Origin of the sequence: Exiguobacterium sp. s130 (assembly GCF_018619055.1) — a bacterium.
In the GTDB taxonomy this organism is placed as follows: Bacteria; Bacillota; Bacilli; order Exiguobacteriales; family Exiguobacteriaceae; genus Exiguobacterium_A.
Genome location: NZ_JACSNI010000007.1, coordinates 62150 through 78440, shown reverse-complemented (window position 1 = coordinate 78440; position 16291 = coordinate 62150). Strand labels below are relative to the sequence as shown.

The window sequence follows — 16291 nt, the reverse complement described above, 5'->3', positions numbered from 1 at the left end:
CATAGCAGAATCAAGACGTACGAACAGCGACTTGAGACTGAAAAAGGAGCGGATCCACGTGCATCCATCTTGGCAAACGGTGTTAAAAGAAGAAAAGGAAAAACCTTATTTTCAGGAGCTGTGGGCTTTTTTGAAGGAAGCCTATCAAACGACGACCGTCTATCCTCCGAAAGAGCGGATCTTTCATGCGTTTGATGCGGTCGCACCGGAAGACGTCCGGTGCGTCATTTTAGGACAAGATCCCTACCATGGTCCACGACAAGCGAACGGACTCAGCTTTTCTGTCCATGACGGAGTTCCGATCCCGCCGTCCCTTCGAAACATGTATAAGGAACTCGTCGCGGATATCGGTTGTCCGGCTCCGACATCCGGAAATCTCGAAGCTTGGTCACGACAAGGTGTCTTTTTACTGAATACGTCGCTCACGGTTGAAGAAGGAAAAGCGGGATCGCATGCTAAAAAAGGCTGGGCATCATTCACGGATCGGGTCATTGAAGTCCTAGGAACACAGACACAACCGATCGTGTTCATCCTATGGGGAAATCACGCGAAGAGTAAAAAGGTGCTGATTGATACGAATCGTCATCTTGTTCTCGAAGCCGTTCATCCAAGTCCCTTATCAGCGAGCCGAGGATTTTTCGGTAGCAAACCTTATTCGCAAACGAATGCTTGGCTGAAAGAGCAGGGAAGAGAGCCAATTGACTGGTGTTTATCGTAAATCAAAAGCGTGTGTTCCGTTGAATGCGGAACACACGCTTTTGATTTACTCAGTGACTTGAGATAGTCGGTTCTTCATCCATCATGAACTTTTCGACGACGAGGGCGACACCATCTTCATCATTCGAAGCGGTCATATACTGGGCTTTTTCTTTAACGGTATCGGCTGCATTCGCCATCGCGACGCCAAGACCTGCCCATTCGATCATCGATAGATCGTTGTTGCCGTCTCCACAAGCAATGACTTCTTCCTGAGCGATACCAAGCTTCTCAGACAGTAAGGCAAGGCTTGTGCCTTTTGTGACACCGTCTTCCGTGAATTCAAGGAAAAATGGCTTTGAGCGAGCAACCGCGAGTTCCCCTGCAAGCTCTTGTTGAAGCGTCTGCTCGACCCGCGCGAGGTGTGTCTCTTCTGCCATCATTAAACACTTGACGACAGGTGTTTGAATCGCTGTTTTAAAATCAGCGACGGGAATGACGTCCATACCAGTCAATTGTCCTTCGAGTGTCGTATACTCGTTCGGTTGTTCTGTCAGAATCTCATGTCCGACATACGTGTGAATGTAGACATCCTCACGTTTACTTACATCATAAAGACGATGGACCGTCTCCGGAGAGAGGGTACTGAGGAAAAGTGATTCGTTCGTTTTGCAATCGATGATCGAAGCTCCGTTGAAGCTCAGGATGTAGCTTCCGTATCGTGCGAGTTCTAGTTCTTCTGCAAGATCAAGCATCGCATATGTCGGACGACCGCTTGCAAGAACGACTTTCTTCCCGCGACGTTGCGCAGCAAGTAAGGCTTCTTTCGTACGTGGTGAAATCGTATGATCCCTTGTCAACAAGGTATCATCTAAATCGAGAACAATCATTTTGTACGTCATACATTCAAACCCCTTTCAATTATCTGTATATCGTAACAACTTGTGTCCCATTCGACAATATACTCTCCATTGAGAGAGTATGATAAAGTGGAAACAGAGCCCGTACGGAAAGGATTCCAACTTTATGAAATATCTCTTCATGATCATATCAAGTCTATTATTAGCAGGATGCAGTACGATGTTTCCGCATCCCGCCTCTCTACTCGAACATCCGTCCCTTCCGGCATGGGAGCAGTCGTTGAAAGAGCGGATTGACCGCGATTTGCCGAAACAGGCAGAAATCGTGGCGCCACGAAATCAAGCAGTATCCCGTCTATACGAACTCGTTGATTTAGATCGAAACGGTAAGGATGAGGCGATCACCTTCTACCGTAGTGAGCAGGATGGACGTTTCACGATTCATCTTCTCGTTCATGAACGACAAGGTGAAAAATGGCGACTTGTGACACGGCAGACAGTTGCTGATGGGCGAGCCATCGATCGACTCGAAGTCGTATCTGACGCGCAACATAAACAAAACCATTTAGTCATCGGGATTACCAGTTATGGTGAAAACACGTTATATATCATTGAACAGCTGTTGTCGAAGCAACGAGATGTCACGAAGGTGGATCGGTATGACCGCCTGTCGGTGAATGATTTGAATCAAGATCGCGAGCGAGATATGGTGCTTCTACAAAAGGGAAGTCCATCTCGTTTGATCTATTATAAGGATATCTTGTCGGAAAAGCGTCAAGAGACGACGCTAGCGACAAAAGATGGCGATTTATTCGCAGAACATGATTTATTTGAAGTCGATACGATCAATGCTGCGCGCAATAAAGGCTTGATTGTCTCTTATACACGTGATGCTAAGATGCACATCGCATTATTCCGTTTAGCGAACGATACGTTGGAACAAGTGCGCTTCGGTCAAGTCGATGAGATCGTTGAACCAATGTATACGTTTCCGAAGGATGTCGATCAAGACGGAATCGTCGAGTTCGGTCATCAATATACGCCGGGCGGTAGTGAAGGGCGTGAAGGTGAGCCGAAACCACGTATTACCGCGTACTACACATGGAATGGATCGGACAATCCGCCATTTCTTGAGAGTGGATTCGAACTACGGGAAGAGCAGTACATTGATCAGGAATACAATTTCGTTATGCGTTTCCCGGCCAATTGGGCGACACGGGAAACGATCGAAAAACGTGAAAATCGCGTTCGTTTCATCAATCGGGATACGAAGCAGGTTGATTTTGAATTAGAGATCATTCCAAAGAATCAATACATTGCTAGTGACCAAAAACGAAAAATTAAAGAGGGCATCGACTATGTCTATGTGATCGATGCGACGAAGGATTATGAAATGTTCGTCAATCGTGTCACACTCGTGGAATAAAGAATCAGGGGGAGAAAAGAATGACCAAAATACTAGTAGCCGAGGATGAACACGCGATTCGCAGTTTCATCGTCATCAATTTGAAACGGGCAGGCTATGACGTCATTGAAGCAGAAAACGGAAAAGAGGCACTCGCGCAATTTGATCAACAAACCTTTGATATTCTGTTACTGGATATCATGATGCCGGAAGTCGATGGTTTCGCTGTCTGTGAACAGGCGCGGGCGAAGGATGAAGTGGTCGGGATCATCATGCTGACGGCACGGACGCGAGAAGAAGATAAAGTCATGGGACTAAGCGTAGGGGCGGATGACTACATCGCGAAGCCGTTCAGTCCAGCAGAATTACTCGCACGTATCCAGTCGCTCCTGCGACGGGTAGAGACATTACGCCGCAGAAAACAGCCGCGTGAACTTGTTTCTGGACCGTTCCGAATTGATTTAGGAGCGAAGCGTGTCCAAAAAGACGGCATTGACGTCGAAGTGACGCCGACTGAATATGATTTACTTTGTCATTTCATTAAAAATGAGGATCAAGTCATGTCGCGAGATGAACTACTCGATGCGGTATGGGGCGAGAACTATTTCGGCGATCGAAAGACAGTCGATGTCAACATTCGCCGTCTTCGTCAAAAAATCGAAGAAAATCCAGCGGAACCGAAGTTCATCGAGACACTGTGGGGACATGGATACAAGTGGCGTAACGAAGAATGAAGCGCCAGATATTGATTCGATTCATGACGATCATCACGGTGACGGTCCTACTTGTCATCGGGATTCTCTCATTCGTGACCTATAACTATTATTACGTGACGGCGACGGATGTCTTGAAACGTCATGCGAATGCGAGTGCGGTGTTGTTTGCAAATAGTGGTCTCGCTTATGATTACACGGATTCAGAAGCGACGATTCATGATGTACTCGATTCTTATGCCTATCCAGATGCAGAAATCGAAGTGTTGGATGCGACAGGCATTCCGCGTTATTCCTCGACAGGGTTCATTTCGCAACGTAAATTGACGCGAGAGGCAGTCAATCAAGTAAGAGCGGGTCAAACCGTCACGAAACGATATGACGATGAGGCGACGGGAGAGCATTTGCTGGAAGTGACGGAACCTGTCGTGTCATTCGGTCAGACGACGGGAGCGCTCCGTTATACGACATCGCTTGAACGAATCAACCGACGTGTGATTGAAATTTGTTTAGCAATCGTCCTCTTGGGTACAGTAGTTTGGGGACTTGCCTTCATTTATTCCTCACGTCTGGTGTCTTCGATCGTTCGACCTATCCAAGAGGTCATCGGTGCGTCGGACCAAATCGCGAAACAACATTACGACGTTAAGGTGAACGAGGAGTATTCGTTCGAACTTGGAGAACTAGCACGGACGATCAATTATATGGGGCAACAGATCAAACAACAGGAAACATTGAAAGATGAATTCATTTCGGGTATCTCCCACGAGTTACGGACACCGTTGACATCGATCAAAGGCTGGAGTGAGACGTTACTCGTCGAACAGGATCAGTTGCCGGAAGAGGCGTCGCTTGGGATGGGCATCATTCATTCAGAGACGGAGCGTTTGATTTCGCTCGTTGAACAGTTACTCGATTTCTCAAAACTCGAGACGAGTCGTCTCGTCCTATACCGTCAGGAAGTCAACTTAACGGAAATCATCGAGACCGTCGCAGCGCAACTACGTCAAAAGCTGGAAGAGAAAAATGTTCAGATCGTGCAAAAGTTACCGGCGCAAGTCATTGGTCTATACGACGAAAACCGATTGAAACAAGTCTTCTTGAACCTGCTTGATAATGCAATCCGTTTTTCACCAATTGGAGGAGCGATTACGGTTCGACTCGTTCGTTCCGAGCGTGTGTTATTCCTTTCTTTCAGTGACGAAGGACCTGGTATTCCGAAAGAACACCTACGTCATGTCACGGAAAAGTTTTATCAAGTGCAAAAAGGAAAGGGCGGAACGGGACTCGGGCTATCGATTTGTCGAGAGCTTGTTGAAGCACATGAAGGCAAGCTATTCATCGACAATCAGCCAGAAGGCGGCGTCATCGCGACGATTCTGCTCCCTGTCACGAAAGCGTAAACACTCAGACAGGCAGAGTGAAACAGAAACTGGTAAAGTAAAGTGGATTATAGTACGAAATGGATCAAATGATAGGAAACGGAGGAATCAGTCATGGCACTTGGTGTTTCAAATGGTACGCTTCAACCGCTCTCCGGAAAACCGAATGCGGTATCTACTCAAACCGATCTACAGGATATGAAAATGCGTCCGCTCCCGTTCAAAGGAACGCTTGCGGATTCGAAGTTCCACCTCTTACGTATTCTACAAAGCCTCGACCGAGTCAAAATCGTTAAGGAGGAAGGAACATACATCCATGCCATCTTCACGAGTAAAGTCTTTCGCTTCAAGGATGACGTCGAATTTTACTTCGATGAAGCCGCACAAGTGATTCATTTCCGTTCGGCATCACGTGTCGGATACTCTGACTGGGGCGTCAACCGTAAACGGATGGAAGACATCACACGTCGGTATGAGGAGGGTTTGCGATGAAGACCTATCAATTAGTTGTCATCGGTGGTGGTGCAGCCGGAATGACGATTGCTGCCGGTGCAGCAAGTCTTGGTGCACATGTTGCCCTGATTGAACGTCATGCACATCTAGGTGGAGATTGTCTCCATTATGGTTGTGTTCCTTCAAAGGCTTTGATTGAAGCCGCACACGACGTGCACGTCATGAAGCGGACGGCTGAAAAATACAACGTGACGCTGAACGGAGACGCGGTCTATTCTAAAACGAAAGCAAGCGTTGATCGTGCGCGTAACATCATTCAATCCCATGATGGAACGAAACGATTTGAAGATCTTGGTGTCGATGTCTATATCGGAGAAGCGACATTCCTTAGTGCACATGAAGTCGAAGTAGCGGGACAGCTTGTCGTTGGTGAAAAGTTTGCGATCTCAACAGGATCCCAACCGATCATTCCACCGATTGATGGGCTAGATACGATCGATTATTTAACGAACGAGACGATCTTTGAATTAACAGAGCGTCCTGAGCGGCTGCTCGTTATTGGTGGTGGGGCGATCGGTCTTGAGCTGTCGCAAGCTTACGCGCACCTCGGAACGGAAGTCACAGTTATCGAGGGCATGAAGACGCTGCTCGGAAAAGAAGATCGTGACATGGTCGAAGTCATTCAACGTCAGCTCGAGCAAGAATTGACGTTGCATCTCGATACGAAGGTCACGCATGTCCGCAAGTCAGCTGGAGGCATCGAAGTGACGGTCGAAGCAAATGGGGAATCACGTGTCATCGAAACGGATGCCGTTCTTGTCGCGGTCGGTCGTAAGCCACGCATCGAGGCGTTACGTCTTGATCGGGCTGGTGTTCATGTCGAAAAAGGATTCGTTCAAGTCGACGGTTCGCTCCGGACAAGTCAGCGGCATATCTTTGCCGTCGGAGATACGATTGATTCCTTACCGTTTACGCACGTCGCAGGACTAGAAGGAAAAACCGTCGTCACAAATGCTTTGTTCGGTTTACGGACGAAACCTGATTATCGAGCGGTCCCGTGGGTAACATTCACAACGCCTGAATTGTTCCATCTCGGTTTGACAGAAGAAGAAGCACGTAAGAAACACGGTGACATCAAAGTCTACCAGACGGGTCTCGATGAAGTGGATCGTTTCGTCATCAATGGTCAGACGGAAGGGCGCGTCAAGCTCATCGCCGATAAACGCGGGAAACTGATCGGGGCACATGCGATCGGAGAACAAGCCGGCGAGTGGATGCAAGAAGTCGTCTATGCAATGGCACGTAAAGATAAGGTCGGTCAACTGTCACGTGTCGTGCATCCGTATCCGATTCGTGGTGCTGCCGTTCAGCGTGCTGCTGATGTCTACTGGCGTGAGCGTTTATTCGCTGGTCCGATCCCAAAATGGTTGAAACGTTATTTCGACTGGAAACAAGGAGAATGATTCATGCAACAACCTGCTACTAAACGGAATTTTGTCCCACTCGTCATCCTGTTGACTCTTGTCATCAACCTACTCGTGGCTCTCTTATTTTTTGCGCCACCTGTACAAGTCGACTCAGGATTCGATTGGACGTTACTTCCTTTTTTGAACGCCATCTTTAATAGTTTTACCTTCATGCTGTTGCTCGGGGCATGGATTTCGATTCGTCGCGGTAACCGTGTGAATCATCGCCGCTTCATTGGTGGTGCGATGACGACGACAACGCTATTCTTGATTTCATACGTCACGTACCATGCAGTCAGTGAATCGACGAAGTTCGGTGGAGAAGGATTTGTTCGTCCGATCTATTTCTTCATCTTGATTACGCACATCATTCTAGCTGCAGTCATCGTCCCGCTCGTCTTGATGTCACTCGCGCATGCTGTGAATCAAAATTTCGAGAAGCATAAAAAATGGACACGCTTTACGATGCCGCTTTGGTTATACGTCAGCTTCACTGGCGTCATCGTCTATATCATGATTCGTCCGTATTATTGAAAAGGTCCTTCGTGGTAACCAACCACGAAGGATCTTTTTTTACGTGCCGGACTTAACTTTCGTTTCGTCGAGTACGTTTGCTTTTAAGTCGATCAATGGTCGAATCAATACCTCGACACGTCGATTCTGACTACGACCGGCTTCTGTTTGATTGGACGCAATCGGTTGGAACTCTCCGTAACCGCTGACAGTAAACCGTTTTGGTTCGAGCTTTGGATTGCGTTGTAAGGCACGCATGAAACTGATCGCCCGGTCTGCACTGAGTTCCCAGTTTGATGGATACTGTGCCGTATTGATTGGGATATTATCCGTATGACCGGAGACTTGAATCTGACGTTGTCCTGCCTTGACGAGTAGTGCACTCATGCCTTCTGCGATTTGAAGCGAGCGTCCTCTTACTTCTGCTTGAGCTGGCGAGAAGAGGGCTCGGTCACGAATCGTGAAGACAAGTCCTTCATTTGTAATTTCCACCTTGATGTCTTTTTCGAGCTGTTCATTTTTGATATATTTGTTTGCTTCGTCTTTAATCTTCTCGAGTTCTGCGATTTCATAGCTTTGTGCCTTCGTTCGCGCGTCGAGTTTTTTCGAATCCTCTTCTTCTTGAGTGGAGAGCGAGCTGTTCGTAATCATCCCTGAACCACCATTGAAGACGGAGCTAAACGACTGGGACATCGCTTTTAGCTTGACGGCATCGACATTACTCGAAGCAAAAAGAACGATGAAGAGTGCTAGAAGTAAGGTCAATAAGTCGGCGTAGGGAATCAACCAGCCTTCGGAGATATGTTCGTCATGCGGCTTCTTTTTCCGCTTCATAGTTCGCACGCTCCTTCGGTGTCAGGTACACGAGTAGCTTATCTTCTAAGTTTTTTGGTGATTCACCGTTTTGGATCGACAGAATGCCTTCGATCATCATCTCGTACAGTTGAATCTCGCTCGCTGATTTTTGCTTCAGTTTCGTTGCGAACGGGAACCAAAGGACATACCCGGTGAAAATCCCGAACAGCGTCGCGATGAAGGCACCTGAGATCGCATGACCTAATTTTTCAATATCCGACAGATCGGATAAAGCGGCAACAAGACCGACGACGGCACCGAGAACCCCAAGGGTCGGAGCGTAAGTTCCAGCTTGCGTGAAGATGTTTGCATTGGCATGATGCCGTTCCGTCATGTTTTCGAGGTCGCGCGTCATGACGTCCTCGACATATTCAGATGGCTGCCCATCGATGACCATCATGACACCACGCTTCATGAACGCATTGTCGACTTCTTCTAAAGCTGCTTCTAATGACAGCAGTCCTTCTTTCCGTGCTTGCGTCGAAAGTGTCAGAAACTGTCCGAGTAAGACTTGTTTCGTCATTAATTTTTGTTCGAAAAAGATGACTTTAAACAGTGCCGGTAGTACCTTTAGGCGTTCCTTCGGGAAGGAAATCATGATGGCAGCGGCTGTCCCGACGAAGATGATGACGAGGGCTGCAGGGTTAAGTAGGGCGACTGGAGGCGCACCTTTTAAGATCATTCCTCCGATCAATGTGATAAGACCTAGTATGATCCCGATTATCGACACGATATCCATGATTGATGTGTGCCACCTTTCTGTATGTAATGCGTATAAGAACGAAAAATAAAAGAGCAGAAGACACTTCTTCTGCTCGGAAATCCAAAAACCGAGAATCAAGCGCCGTTTTCATCGATTAGCATTTGAATGCTTTCGTTTCGTTCGTCACGCTCTATATCGGTCAGTACGTCGTATTTTTTTAACACTTGATACAATTCATTTAGAATCGGTTGCTCCAAATGTAGTGACAAGAGTTCCTCAAATTGATAATACAATTGCGCAGGCATCCATTGTGATTGCCGTTCCAGCCTTCGCCAGACATCCTCAATCGAATGATCAGCCATCTTAGGGTCCACTGTTTCCCTCAACCTCCTTTAATGATTACACGTCCACTTTTATCTAGTTTACCAAAAAAATAAGAAAACGTTTAGTCGATTGCATATTTCGATAGAACTTCTTAATTCGAGGGAGTATGATAAAGACAATTCTGTCTGAAAAAATCTAGGGGGAGTAAGATGTTCTCGCATAAAAGACGTTCACCACTGGCACGTTTTGGTCGTGTGGGTGAATTGATGTATCATCAGTTGTTCGATAAACCGGCACGCTTCATCGCGACGGGTTTCACATTGACGATTTTGCTAGGTGGTTTTTTGTTGTGGTTGCCTATTTCGCAACAGGAGGGGCAAGATATCTCCTTCATCGATTGTTTGTTCGTCGCGACTTCTGCCGGAACCGTTACCGGTCTCTCGACGATTAATATCGCGGAAGCCTTTAATCTGTTCGGGCAACTTATCATGATGCTCTTGATTCAGGTAGGAGGGCTCGGCTTCATGACGATTGCGCTCGTCTTACTGAGCGTGACAGGGCGAAAAATCGGAATTCGTCAGCGCATCATCATCCAAGAGATGTTCAACCTCGATAGCCCAGGGGGAACGATTCGTCTTGTTCGAAATATCATCGTCACGACAGTCCTTGTCGAAATCGTTGGTATGTTCTTGATTGCGCTCGATTTGTTCATTCAATACAAATATAGCTTTGGGAAAGCACTTTACTACGGTTTGTTCCACGCCGTATCTGCCTTTAACAATGCAGGGTTCGCACTTTGGGGCGATAACTTGATTGGTTTCCAACAAGATACGACGTTCATCCTGACGATTGCGGCGCTCTTGATGATTGGTGGATTAGGCTTTACGGTCATTGCTGACATCGCGGGAAAACGAAGCTTCAAAAAAATCTCTCTGCACTCGAAATTGATGGTGCTGTCGTTATTCGTCATCAATGGACTGGGTGTCTTAGCGATGATGCTCTATGAATGGGTGTCTCACTTAGGTTCATTACGCGACGAGTCGTTCTTTCATGCACTTCATATCGTATTCTTCCAAGTCGTCACGACACGGACGGCTGGTTTCCAGACAATCGACTTAACGACGATGGTGCCGCTCTCGATCGGCTTGATGATGGTCTTGATGTACATCGGAGCAGGTTCCGCGTCGACAGGCTCCGGGATCAAGGTCACGACGGCGGCAGTTATCTTAAAGAATGTCTGGACGTATCTACGCGGACAGCGTGAGACCGTGCTGATGCGACGGACGGTGCAAGCACAGGCAATCCAAAAAGCGTACGCGATTGCTGTCTTCAGTTTACTGTTCATTGCTTTAATTACGACGTTCCTGGCGTTGACCCAGCCGAACATTTCCTTTATTGGTTTATTCTTTGAGACCGTCTCCGCATTCGGGACGGTCGGTCTATCATTGAATGTGACACCAGAGTTAAACAGCTTTGGGAAGTTTTTGATCATGTTCATGATGTTACTCGGACGTGTCGGCTCCTTAACGATTCTGTTCACGTTCGCGACGCAACGAGATCGAACGATTCGTTATCCAAAAGAGAATATGTTGATCGGGTAACCGATGAAAAAGTCCAATCGACTTCCCTTGAGGAAGAACGATTGGACTTTTTTAGTGTGTCGCGTGTGTTTGGTAATAATGGACGAGCCGAGGCATCGTTTCTGTTAGGTCCGGACAAATGATTCCGGTATCTCGTAAATCACGTAAGACCTGTGTTGTATCGTATTGAACGGGATGGATGAAATAATCGAGTGTCTGACGTTGCATCTGGAGTCGTTTTGCGACGGTGGGTGTCAACGCTGTACTGATGAGCCGAAATGGTACGATACCACGCGGGTAACGTCCATAATAGGCGACATGTAACATCTCGAAAATCGCGCGTGCGCCATGTGGAAATGGATCCGTCAGATGATATGTCTTATTTTTTCCGACGGGTGCATGACTGAGATAAGCAGTCGCTTCAATGACATAATCATATGGCACGAGATTGACGAGCGCGTTTGCTCGACCAGGATACGGAAGAGGAGCAAAGGATTGCAGGAAACGCATCGCGTTCAAAACAAAATAAACACCATCCCATTTCGGTGTTTCACCTGTTTCAGAATGTCCGACGACGATGCCGGGGCGGATGATTGTATAGGGAATCGTTCCGAGTTCTTTGCGTAAGCGCACTTCAGCAAGGTATTTTGTTTCTTCGTAAGCATTTTTAAAGCGACTTGCCTGTAATTCCTCTTCGAGAATCGTGCCGGAGCGCAGACCGGAGACATACGCTGTACTGAAGTAGATGTAGCGTTCTAAAGCACGGCACGTGTGGGCAAACTGCGTCACGTTCGCGGTACCGATGACATTGATCCGAAAGGCAGGTTCATATGCCGTAGCTAAATCGTATAGCGCAGCAAGATGAAAGATATGTGTGACCTCTTGTTGCAGGATCATCCGTATATCAGACGATAAAGCAAGTTGTTCGACCGTGATATCGCCTTCGTGCAACACGAGTTGCTCGGGTCGTAAAGATGTGCGTTCTAAAAGGTCATCGCGTCGCTTAACAGCTGCGTTTCGTTCTGACGATAAATGAAGCACATGAAAACAAGCGATTTGATTTGGAATTCGTGCTAGTTGTTCAATTAGTTTAGTCGCTAAAAAGCCGGGAAAACCCGTCATGAAATAGGTCCGCATCAATTCCATTCCTTTCTTGGATCGCGTTCAAGAACGACGGTGAACGTCGAACCATCATTGATTTCTGATTCAACTGAAATCGCTCCTCCGTGTGATTCGATGATTTCCTTACAGATGGCAAGACCGAGTCCGGTACCACCAATTTTCCGGATGTCCGAGTTATCGACCCGGTAAAATTTCGTAAAGAGCTTGTCGAATGCATTTTGTGGAATACCGAGTCCGTAATCGGTCACGGAGAACGTCGCTTTCTCTTCGTTTGCTGAGAGACGGACTTGAATGTGATCCGCCTGTGGAGAGTATTTAATAGCATTCGAAAGCAAGTTCAACATGACTTGCTTGATTTTGTGCTCATCCGCAAAAACGAGTACGGGATCTTCCGGTAGTTCCAATTCAATCCGGTGTTCGACGGTTTCCCGATAGGTATCGACGGTCGATGTGAGGAGATCGCGTAATGAGAACGAGGTAAAGGTATACTCCTGTTTTCCACCCTCTAGACGCTGAATATCTAAAAACTCATTTAATAGTGTCGTCAGCCGTTTGGTCTCTTCGTGAACGATTTCGACATAACGTTTGATTTTATCAGCTGGTTGCTCTCGGTAGCGAAGCAATTCCATATACCCGAGGATCGATGAGAGTGGCGTCCGTAACTCATGCGATACGGTACTGACAAGTTCATCCTTGACTTGATCCATCTTTGCTTCCTCAGTTCGGTCACGGAAAACGAATAAGAAACCATGACGAGAAATACGACTCTTTTCCTTCTTGATCGCCGTCGCATAAAATTCAAAATAAAGTGGACTCGATTCGTTCGGTCGCTGTAACGTAAAACGAAACGATAGTTCAGAATGTTTTCCGGCGAGTAATTCTTCTACTTGTCGGAGCATCTCGAATCGAGTGTTCAAATCGAGATTCGGAATCAGACTGATCCGTTCTTGGATTTTACTTGGCGCAATCCCTGGTACATCAAGTAACTTGCGTGCTTTGACGTTCATGAAGATGAAACTTCCATCCTCTTCCGTCAGCAGGAATCCTTCATTAGAGGCTTGAAGAATCGATTGTGTGATGTCACGTTGACGCATGATGGCATTTTTTTCACGTTCAAGCATTTTCTCGATTTTTTTTCGTTCCGTGATATCACGAACGACGGCGACGCGCATACGGATATTGTTGTAGATGATTTCACGTGGGAAAACTTCAATTTCGACAGAAGTTCCGTCGGCACGTTGACCAAGAACTTCATAGGGTTCTTCTCGATGTTCTTCGATTCGTTGTAAGACACGCGCATGATGATCCGGATGAATCAACTCAAGCGTCGTTTTTCCTTTCATCTTTTCAAGCTTCGTCCGGAAGATGACCTCTGCTGCGCGGTTGGCATCGATGATGATGCCATGGTCATGAAAAATGACGGCTTCGACGACGGACTCCGAGAAGAGTCGGAAGCGGCGTTCACTTTTCGTCAGGTGCCATTCGATTTGTTTTTGTGTCGTGATGTCCTGAATGAGTAAAAAGTACGTATCATTCGGCAGACGTGTCATATAAAGCCGTCCATGGAACGTCGAACCATCCAGACGATGATAGGTCCATTCATTTTCCGCTTCCCGACCATGGAGTAAGAAGAGTTGTTCATCGGATAAATCTTTCAGGTTCAGTTGTTCAAGATGTTGACGGCGGGTAGCAACTTCCTTTGCGTCATGGAGAATCGTCGGTTTTAGACCGATGATGTCTTCGGCATGATCGAATCGGAATAAGGTACTGGCAACCTCGTTATATGCTCGAATCCGAAACTCCGGATCTGTGATGAATAAGGCAGCATCAAAAGTTGAATCAAATAAGTCTTCTATTTTAAGAGAAGCGACATGGACAAGAAAATAGTCAGTCTCTTCAATCGCTGTGACTGTTAACTGATGTGTCGTCAAAATGACGGTTTCCTGTTGGATCGGAAACAAATCATCCGTAATCGAAAAAAGTTTCTGGATCGTTTCTTTATCCGGAGTGGTCATGAACTGGTGTTGAAACGCGTCATTATGAAAGTGAATCTTTCCATCTGCATCGACAAGAAGTACGGGTTCTTTCATAGCACGTAACGTCGAATGGATGATCCGTAGCGATGAAGGGGATGAATGTTCTGCCATGAGCTACCTCCTTACTGGTCTTCGACCATGGATTTTAAGACAGTCTTTCCTCGTTAGTTTACTTCTGCAAGACGAGCCGCGTTTCCTGTCGAAGGAAGCAACCAACGAAGAATTTTAGTATAGTGAAAAAAAGGTCACGACGAAGTAGAGGGGAAAAGTAGGATGAAACAATTAAAAAGAAAACGATTGTTACTAGCAGCTTTGTTTGCCATGATAGGAGTTTTCGGAACTTATTTTTTTTCAAGTTCTTGGGAACCTTTAATCTTAATCATCAGTATAGTAGGGTGTATCCTTTTTCTTCTTTTGTCCGTTTTAACGCCGTCGCTTGAAAAAAGACTCGATCGAATGGAAGGACGAGAATTTGAAGAATGGCTTGCCGATTTATTTGAAACAGCAGGATATCGGGTCGAGTTGACACCTGCCTCACGCGACTTCGGAGCAGATTTGTTGATAGAGGATGAACGAGGGTATAAGATTGCCATCCAGGCGAAGCGATACAGTGCGGCTGTAGGGCTCGAAGCGGTTCAACAGGTCGCTGCCTCGGTTCCATTCTACGGAATGGACGAGGGATGGGTCGTTACGAATTCGACCTTTACAGAAGCCGCGTATCAACTGGCAGAACCGAATCAAGTTCGTCTCATCGATCGGGAAGAATTGCTCGCATTTGCAAAAGAGATGAACCTGCATTGAACTTGTCGAATGATTGTCGACAAAAGGGGGTTGTCAATTTGAAGAAACGGTGCAATAATCATTTTCGTTAACGAAATATCATACAGATAAAGAAAGTTAAACTATACAGGATGTCTAAATAAACTGGGGACGAAAAACCAGCACGTTTTAGCAGTGAGAGGAGAATTTCTGTTGCGCAAAGTTGTCTATGTGCAGGGTTGCGTTTTTTCGCAAGGTCATGCCGCGATTTATGATGAAGCGCACCAAATGATCGGTGCGGTTCAACACGACGAAAACGGTCGTGTTCAAGTAATGAATGGTGAAGGTAGAGGGGTAGCGTTTGGTAAGTTCATTCCGACATGCAAGAAATGGGTCGTGATGAACCATGATGGACAAGAGGTAGGTCAAATGCGCGAGAAGTTTTCGCTCTTCTCGAAGAAATGTGAGTACAACGTATATGAGCGTGGTACGTTCACGATTTCCTTCGACCTGACAAAAGGAAAATTCTCCGTACGGAGTGCAGCCGGAGAAGTCGTTGCGGAATTATTGCAGGACGGTGATGAATACCGTCTTGTCAAGGATGCTGACAAGCTCTCGATGTACGAACTACTCTCTGTCCTGAAAAGTCTGACGAATAACGTCCACTTTAAATCACTGACAGCTGTTTAATAAAAAAAAGATGCCTTCCATGACATGGATGGCATCTTTTTTTCATCATGTCGTTTGCAGGACATGATGGAGGCGTTGTTTAGCTTCATGTGTCAAATGCGACACACGACGGGCGTAGAGGCAGAGTTGTAAGACATGAACGGTTTCAGGGCGGTAGGCGTTAATCCGCTCGAGCGAGCGTTTGAGACGCTTCTCCGTTAATTCGATCGGTCCACTTGTCTCCGCGTGCTGCGTATAGACGAGATAAAAATTAAGAGGGCTGATTAAATCATCCTCATCGATATTTGGGTTCTGGAAGACGATCGTCAGCAGTTCCCGTGTTTCTTCTAACGAGAAGAGGTGTTTTAAATCATCCAACAGGTAGATGATGGCGGCTTGATTGATCGAGTATTTTTTCCCACGATGCGGTACGCCGATGATGTCCCGAACTTCACGTTTCGTCCAGTTCTGGATCGTCGTCGCTGACATGTGTTCTCCGATTAGAGCATTTGCCAAATGGACGATTTCATTGATCGATAAACCATTTTTTAATGGATCGAATTGTTTCAGGCGATTGATTACCTTTGGCAATTCCGTTCCTTCCATTGCGACGAGGGGTTCGATTCCTTTCCCCTCGTTCAGGCGTTGCAGACAACTTGATAATGTTTGGACTGCTTGAGCATCATACATTTCCAAAACTTCCTCTCTAGGACGTCATTTGACCTTATGTTATCAAATGAAGGTTCAATAGGGCA

General features: G+C 46.6%; 17 protein-coding genes. 10 read left to right on the top strand and 7 right to left on the bottom strand.

Features of this window, described 5'->3' with window-relative positions; all coding sequences use genetic code 11:
* Positions 1 to 58: 58 nt before the first annotated feature.
* The gene (gene ung / locus HZS85_RS14695; protein ID WP_197026245.1) at positions 59 to 718 is read left to right on the top strand and encodes a uracil-DNA glycosylase; all 660 of its coding nucleotides are present in this window, start codon (positions 59 to 61) and stop codon (positions 716 to 718) included.
* Positions 719 to 767: 49 nt separating this feature from the next.
* Here the strand turns inward: ung and HZS85_RS14690 are convergent, their stop codons facing one another.
* Positions 768 to 1598: a Cof-type HAD-IIB family hydrolase gene (locus HZS85_RS14690; protein ID WP_214856678.1), complete on the bottom strand. Its 831-nt coding sequence runs from the start codon at positions 1596 to 1598 to the stop codon at positions 768 to 770.
* Between the two features lie 178 nt (positions 1599 to 1776).
* On the opposite strand from HZS85_RS14690, the gene HZS85_RS14685 reads away from it, so the two are divergent.
* The 6 genes from HZS85_RS14685 (at position 1777) to HZS85_RS14660 (ending at position 7509) form a co-directional block, all read left to right on the top strand.
* A complete protein-coding gene (locus HZS85_RS14685; RefSeq protein ID WP_251138014.1) occupies positions 1777 to 2982 on the top strand; it encodes a hypothetical protein in 1206 nt (401 codons plus the stop codon).
* Positions 2983 to 3002: 20 nt separating this feature from the next.
* Positions 3003 to 3695 (top strand): response regulator transcription factor, encoded by a 693-nt coding sequence (locus tag HZS85_RS14680; RefSeq protein ID WP_035412051.1) that lies wholly within the window; start codon positions 3003 to 3005, stop codon positions 3693 to 3695.
* Positions 3692 to 5077 (top strand): sensor histidine kinase, encoded by a 1386-nt coding sequence (locus HZS85_RS14675; RefSeq protein WP_214856675.1) that lies wholly within the window; start codon positions 3692 to 3694, stop codon positions 5075 to 5077. Before HZS85_RS14680 ends, HZS85_RS14675 begins: the two co-directional genes overlap by 4 nt.
* Positions 5078 to 5170: 93 nt before the next feature.
* Complete coding sequence (locus tag HZS85_RS14670) at positions 5171 to 5548, top strand: DUF1499 domain-containing protein (RefSeq protein WP_056064860.1); 378 nt, start codon at positions 5171 to 5173, stop codon at positions 5546 to 5548.
* Positions 5545 to 6972, top strand: coding sequence for a dihydrolipoyl dehydrogenase family protein (locus HZS85_RS14665; RefSeq protein WP_035412058.1), 1428 nt, complete (start codon positions 5545 to 5547; stop codon positions 6970 to 6972). Before HZS85_RS14670 ends, HZS85_RS14665 begins: the two co-directional genes overlap by 4 nt.
* 3 nt (positions 6973 to 6975) lie before the next feature.
* Positions 6976 to 7509 (top strand): DUF420 domain-containing protein, encoded by a 534-nt coding sequence (locus tag HZS85_RS14660; RefSeq protein ID WP_056064864.1) that lies wholly within the window; start codon positions 6976 to 6978, stop codon positions 7507 to 7509.
* A gap of 39 nt (positions 7510 to 7548) precedes the next feature.
* Here HZS85_RS14660 and HZS85_RS14655 read toward each other — a convergent pair whose 3' ends face one another.
* From HZS85_RS14655 to HZS85_RS14645, 3 genes are all read right to left on the bottom strand, one after another.
* Positions 7549 to 8322 carry a flagellar motor protein MotB gene (locus HZS85_RS14655; protein ID WP_035412064.1) on the bottom strand — a complete coding sequence of 258 codons (774 nt, stop codon included), beginning with the start codon at positions 8320 to 8322 and terminating at the stop codon, positions 7549 to 7551.
* Positions 8297 to 9082: a flagellar motor stator protein MotA gene (gene motA / locus HZS85_RS14650; protein ID WP_035412066.1), complete on the bottom strand. Its 786-nt coding sequence runs from the start codon at positions 9080 to 9082 to the stop codon at positions 8297 to 8299. Before motA ends, HZS85_RS14655 begins: the two co-directional genes overlap by 26 nt.
* A gap of 98 nt (positions 9083 to 9180) precedes the next feature.
* Positions 9181 to 9420: a hypothetical protein gene (locus tag HZS85_RS14645; RefSeq protein WP_214856674.1), complete on the bottom strand. Its 240-nt coding sequence runs from the start codon at positions 9418 to 9420 to the stop codon at positions 9181 to 9183.
* Between the two features lie 159 nt (positions 9421 to 9579).
* Between HZS85_RS14645 and HZS85_RS14640 the strand changes: the two genes are divergently transcribed.
* Positions 9580 to 10971 (top strand): TrkH family potassium uptake protein, encoded by a 1392-nt coding sequence (locus tag HZS85_RS14640; protein WP_214856673.1) that lies wholly within the window; start codon positions 9580 to 9582, stop codon positions 10969 to 10971.
* A gap of 51 nt (positions 10972 to 11022) precedes the next feature.
* Here HZS85_RS14640 and HZS85_RS14635 read toward each other — a convergent pair whose 3' ends face one another.
* Positions 11023 to 12087, bottom strand: a complete 1065-nt coding sequence (locus tag HZS85_RS14635; RefSeq protein WP_251138013.1) for an SDR family oxidoreductase — start codon at positions 12085 to 12087, stop codon at positions 11023 to 11025.
* Positions 12087 to 14219, bottom strand: a complete 2133-nt coding sequence (locus HZS85_RS14630; RefSeq protein ID WP_214856671.1) for a PAS domain-containing sensor histidine kinase — start codon at positions 14217 to 14219, stop codon at positions 12087 to 12089. Before HZS85_RS14630 ends, HZS85_RS14635 begins: the two co-directional genes overlap by 1 nt.
* A 345-nt stretch (positions 14220 to 14564) precedes the next feature.
* On the opposite strand from HZS85_RS14630, the gene HZS85_RS14625 reads away from it, so the two are divergent.
* Complete coding sequence (locus HZS85_RS14625) at positions 14565 to 14909, top strand: restriction endonuclease (RefSeq protein WP_235147606.1); 345 nt, start codon at positions 14565 to 14567, stop codon at positions 14907 to 14909.
* Between the two features lie 171 nt (positions 14910 to 15080).
* The gene (locus tag HZS85_RS14620) at positions 15081 to 15557 is read left to right on the top strand and encodes an LURP-one-related family protein (protein WP_214856669.1); all 477 of its coding nucleotides are present in this window, start codon (positions 15081 to 15083) and stop codon (positions 15555 to 15557) included.
* A gap of 45 nt (positions 15558 to 15602) precedes the next feature.
* On the opposite strand, the gene HZS85_RS14615 is transcribed toward HZS85_RS14620, so the two are convergent.
* Positions 15603 to 16226, bottom strand: coding sequence for a DUF1836 domain-containing protein (locus tag HZS85_RS14615; RefSeq protein ID WP_214856668.1), 624 nt, complete (start codon positions 16224 to 16226; stop codon positions 15603 to 15605).
* Positions 16227 to 16291: the final 65 nt, after the last annotated feature.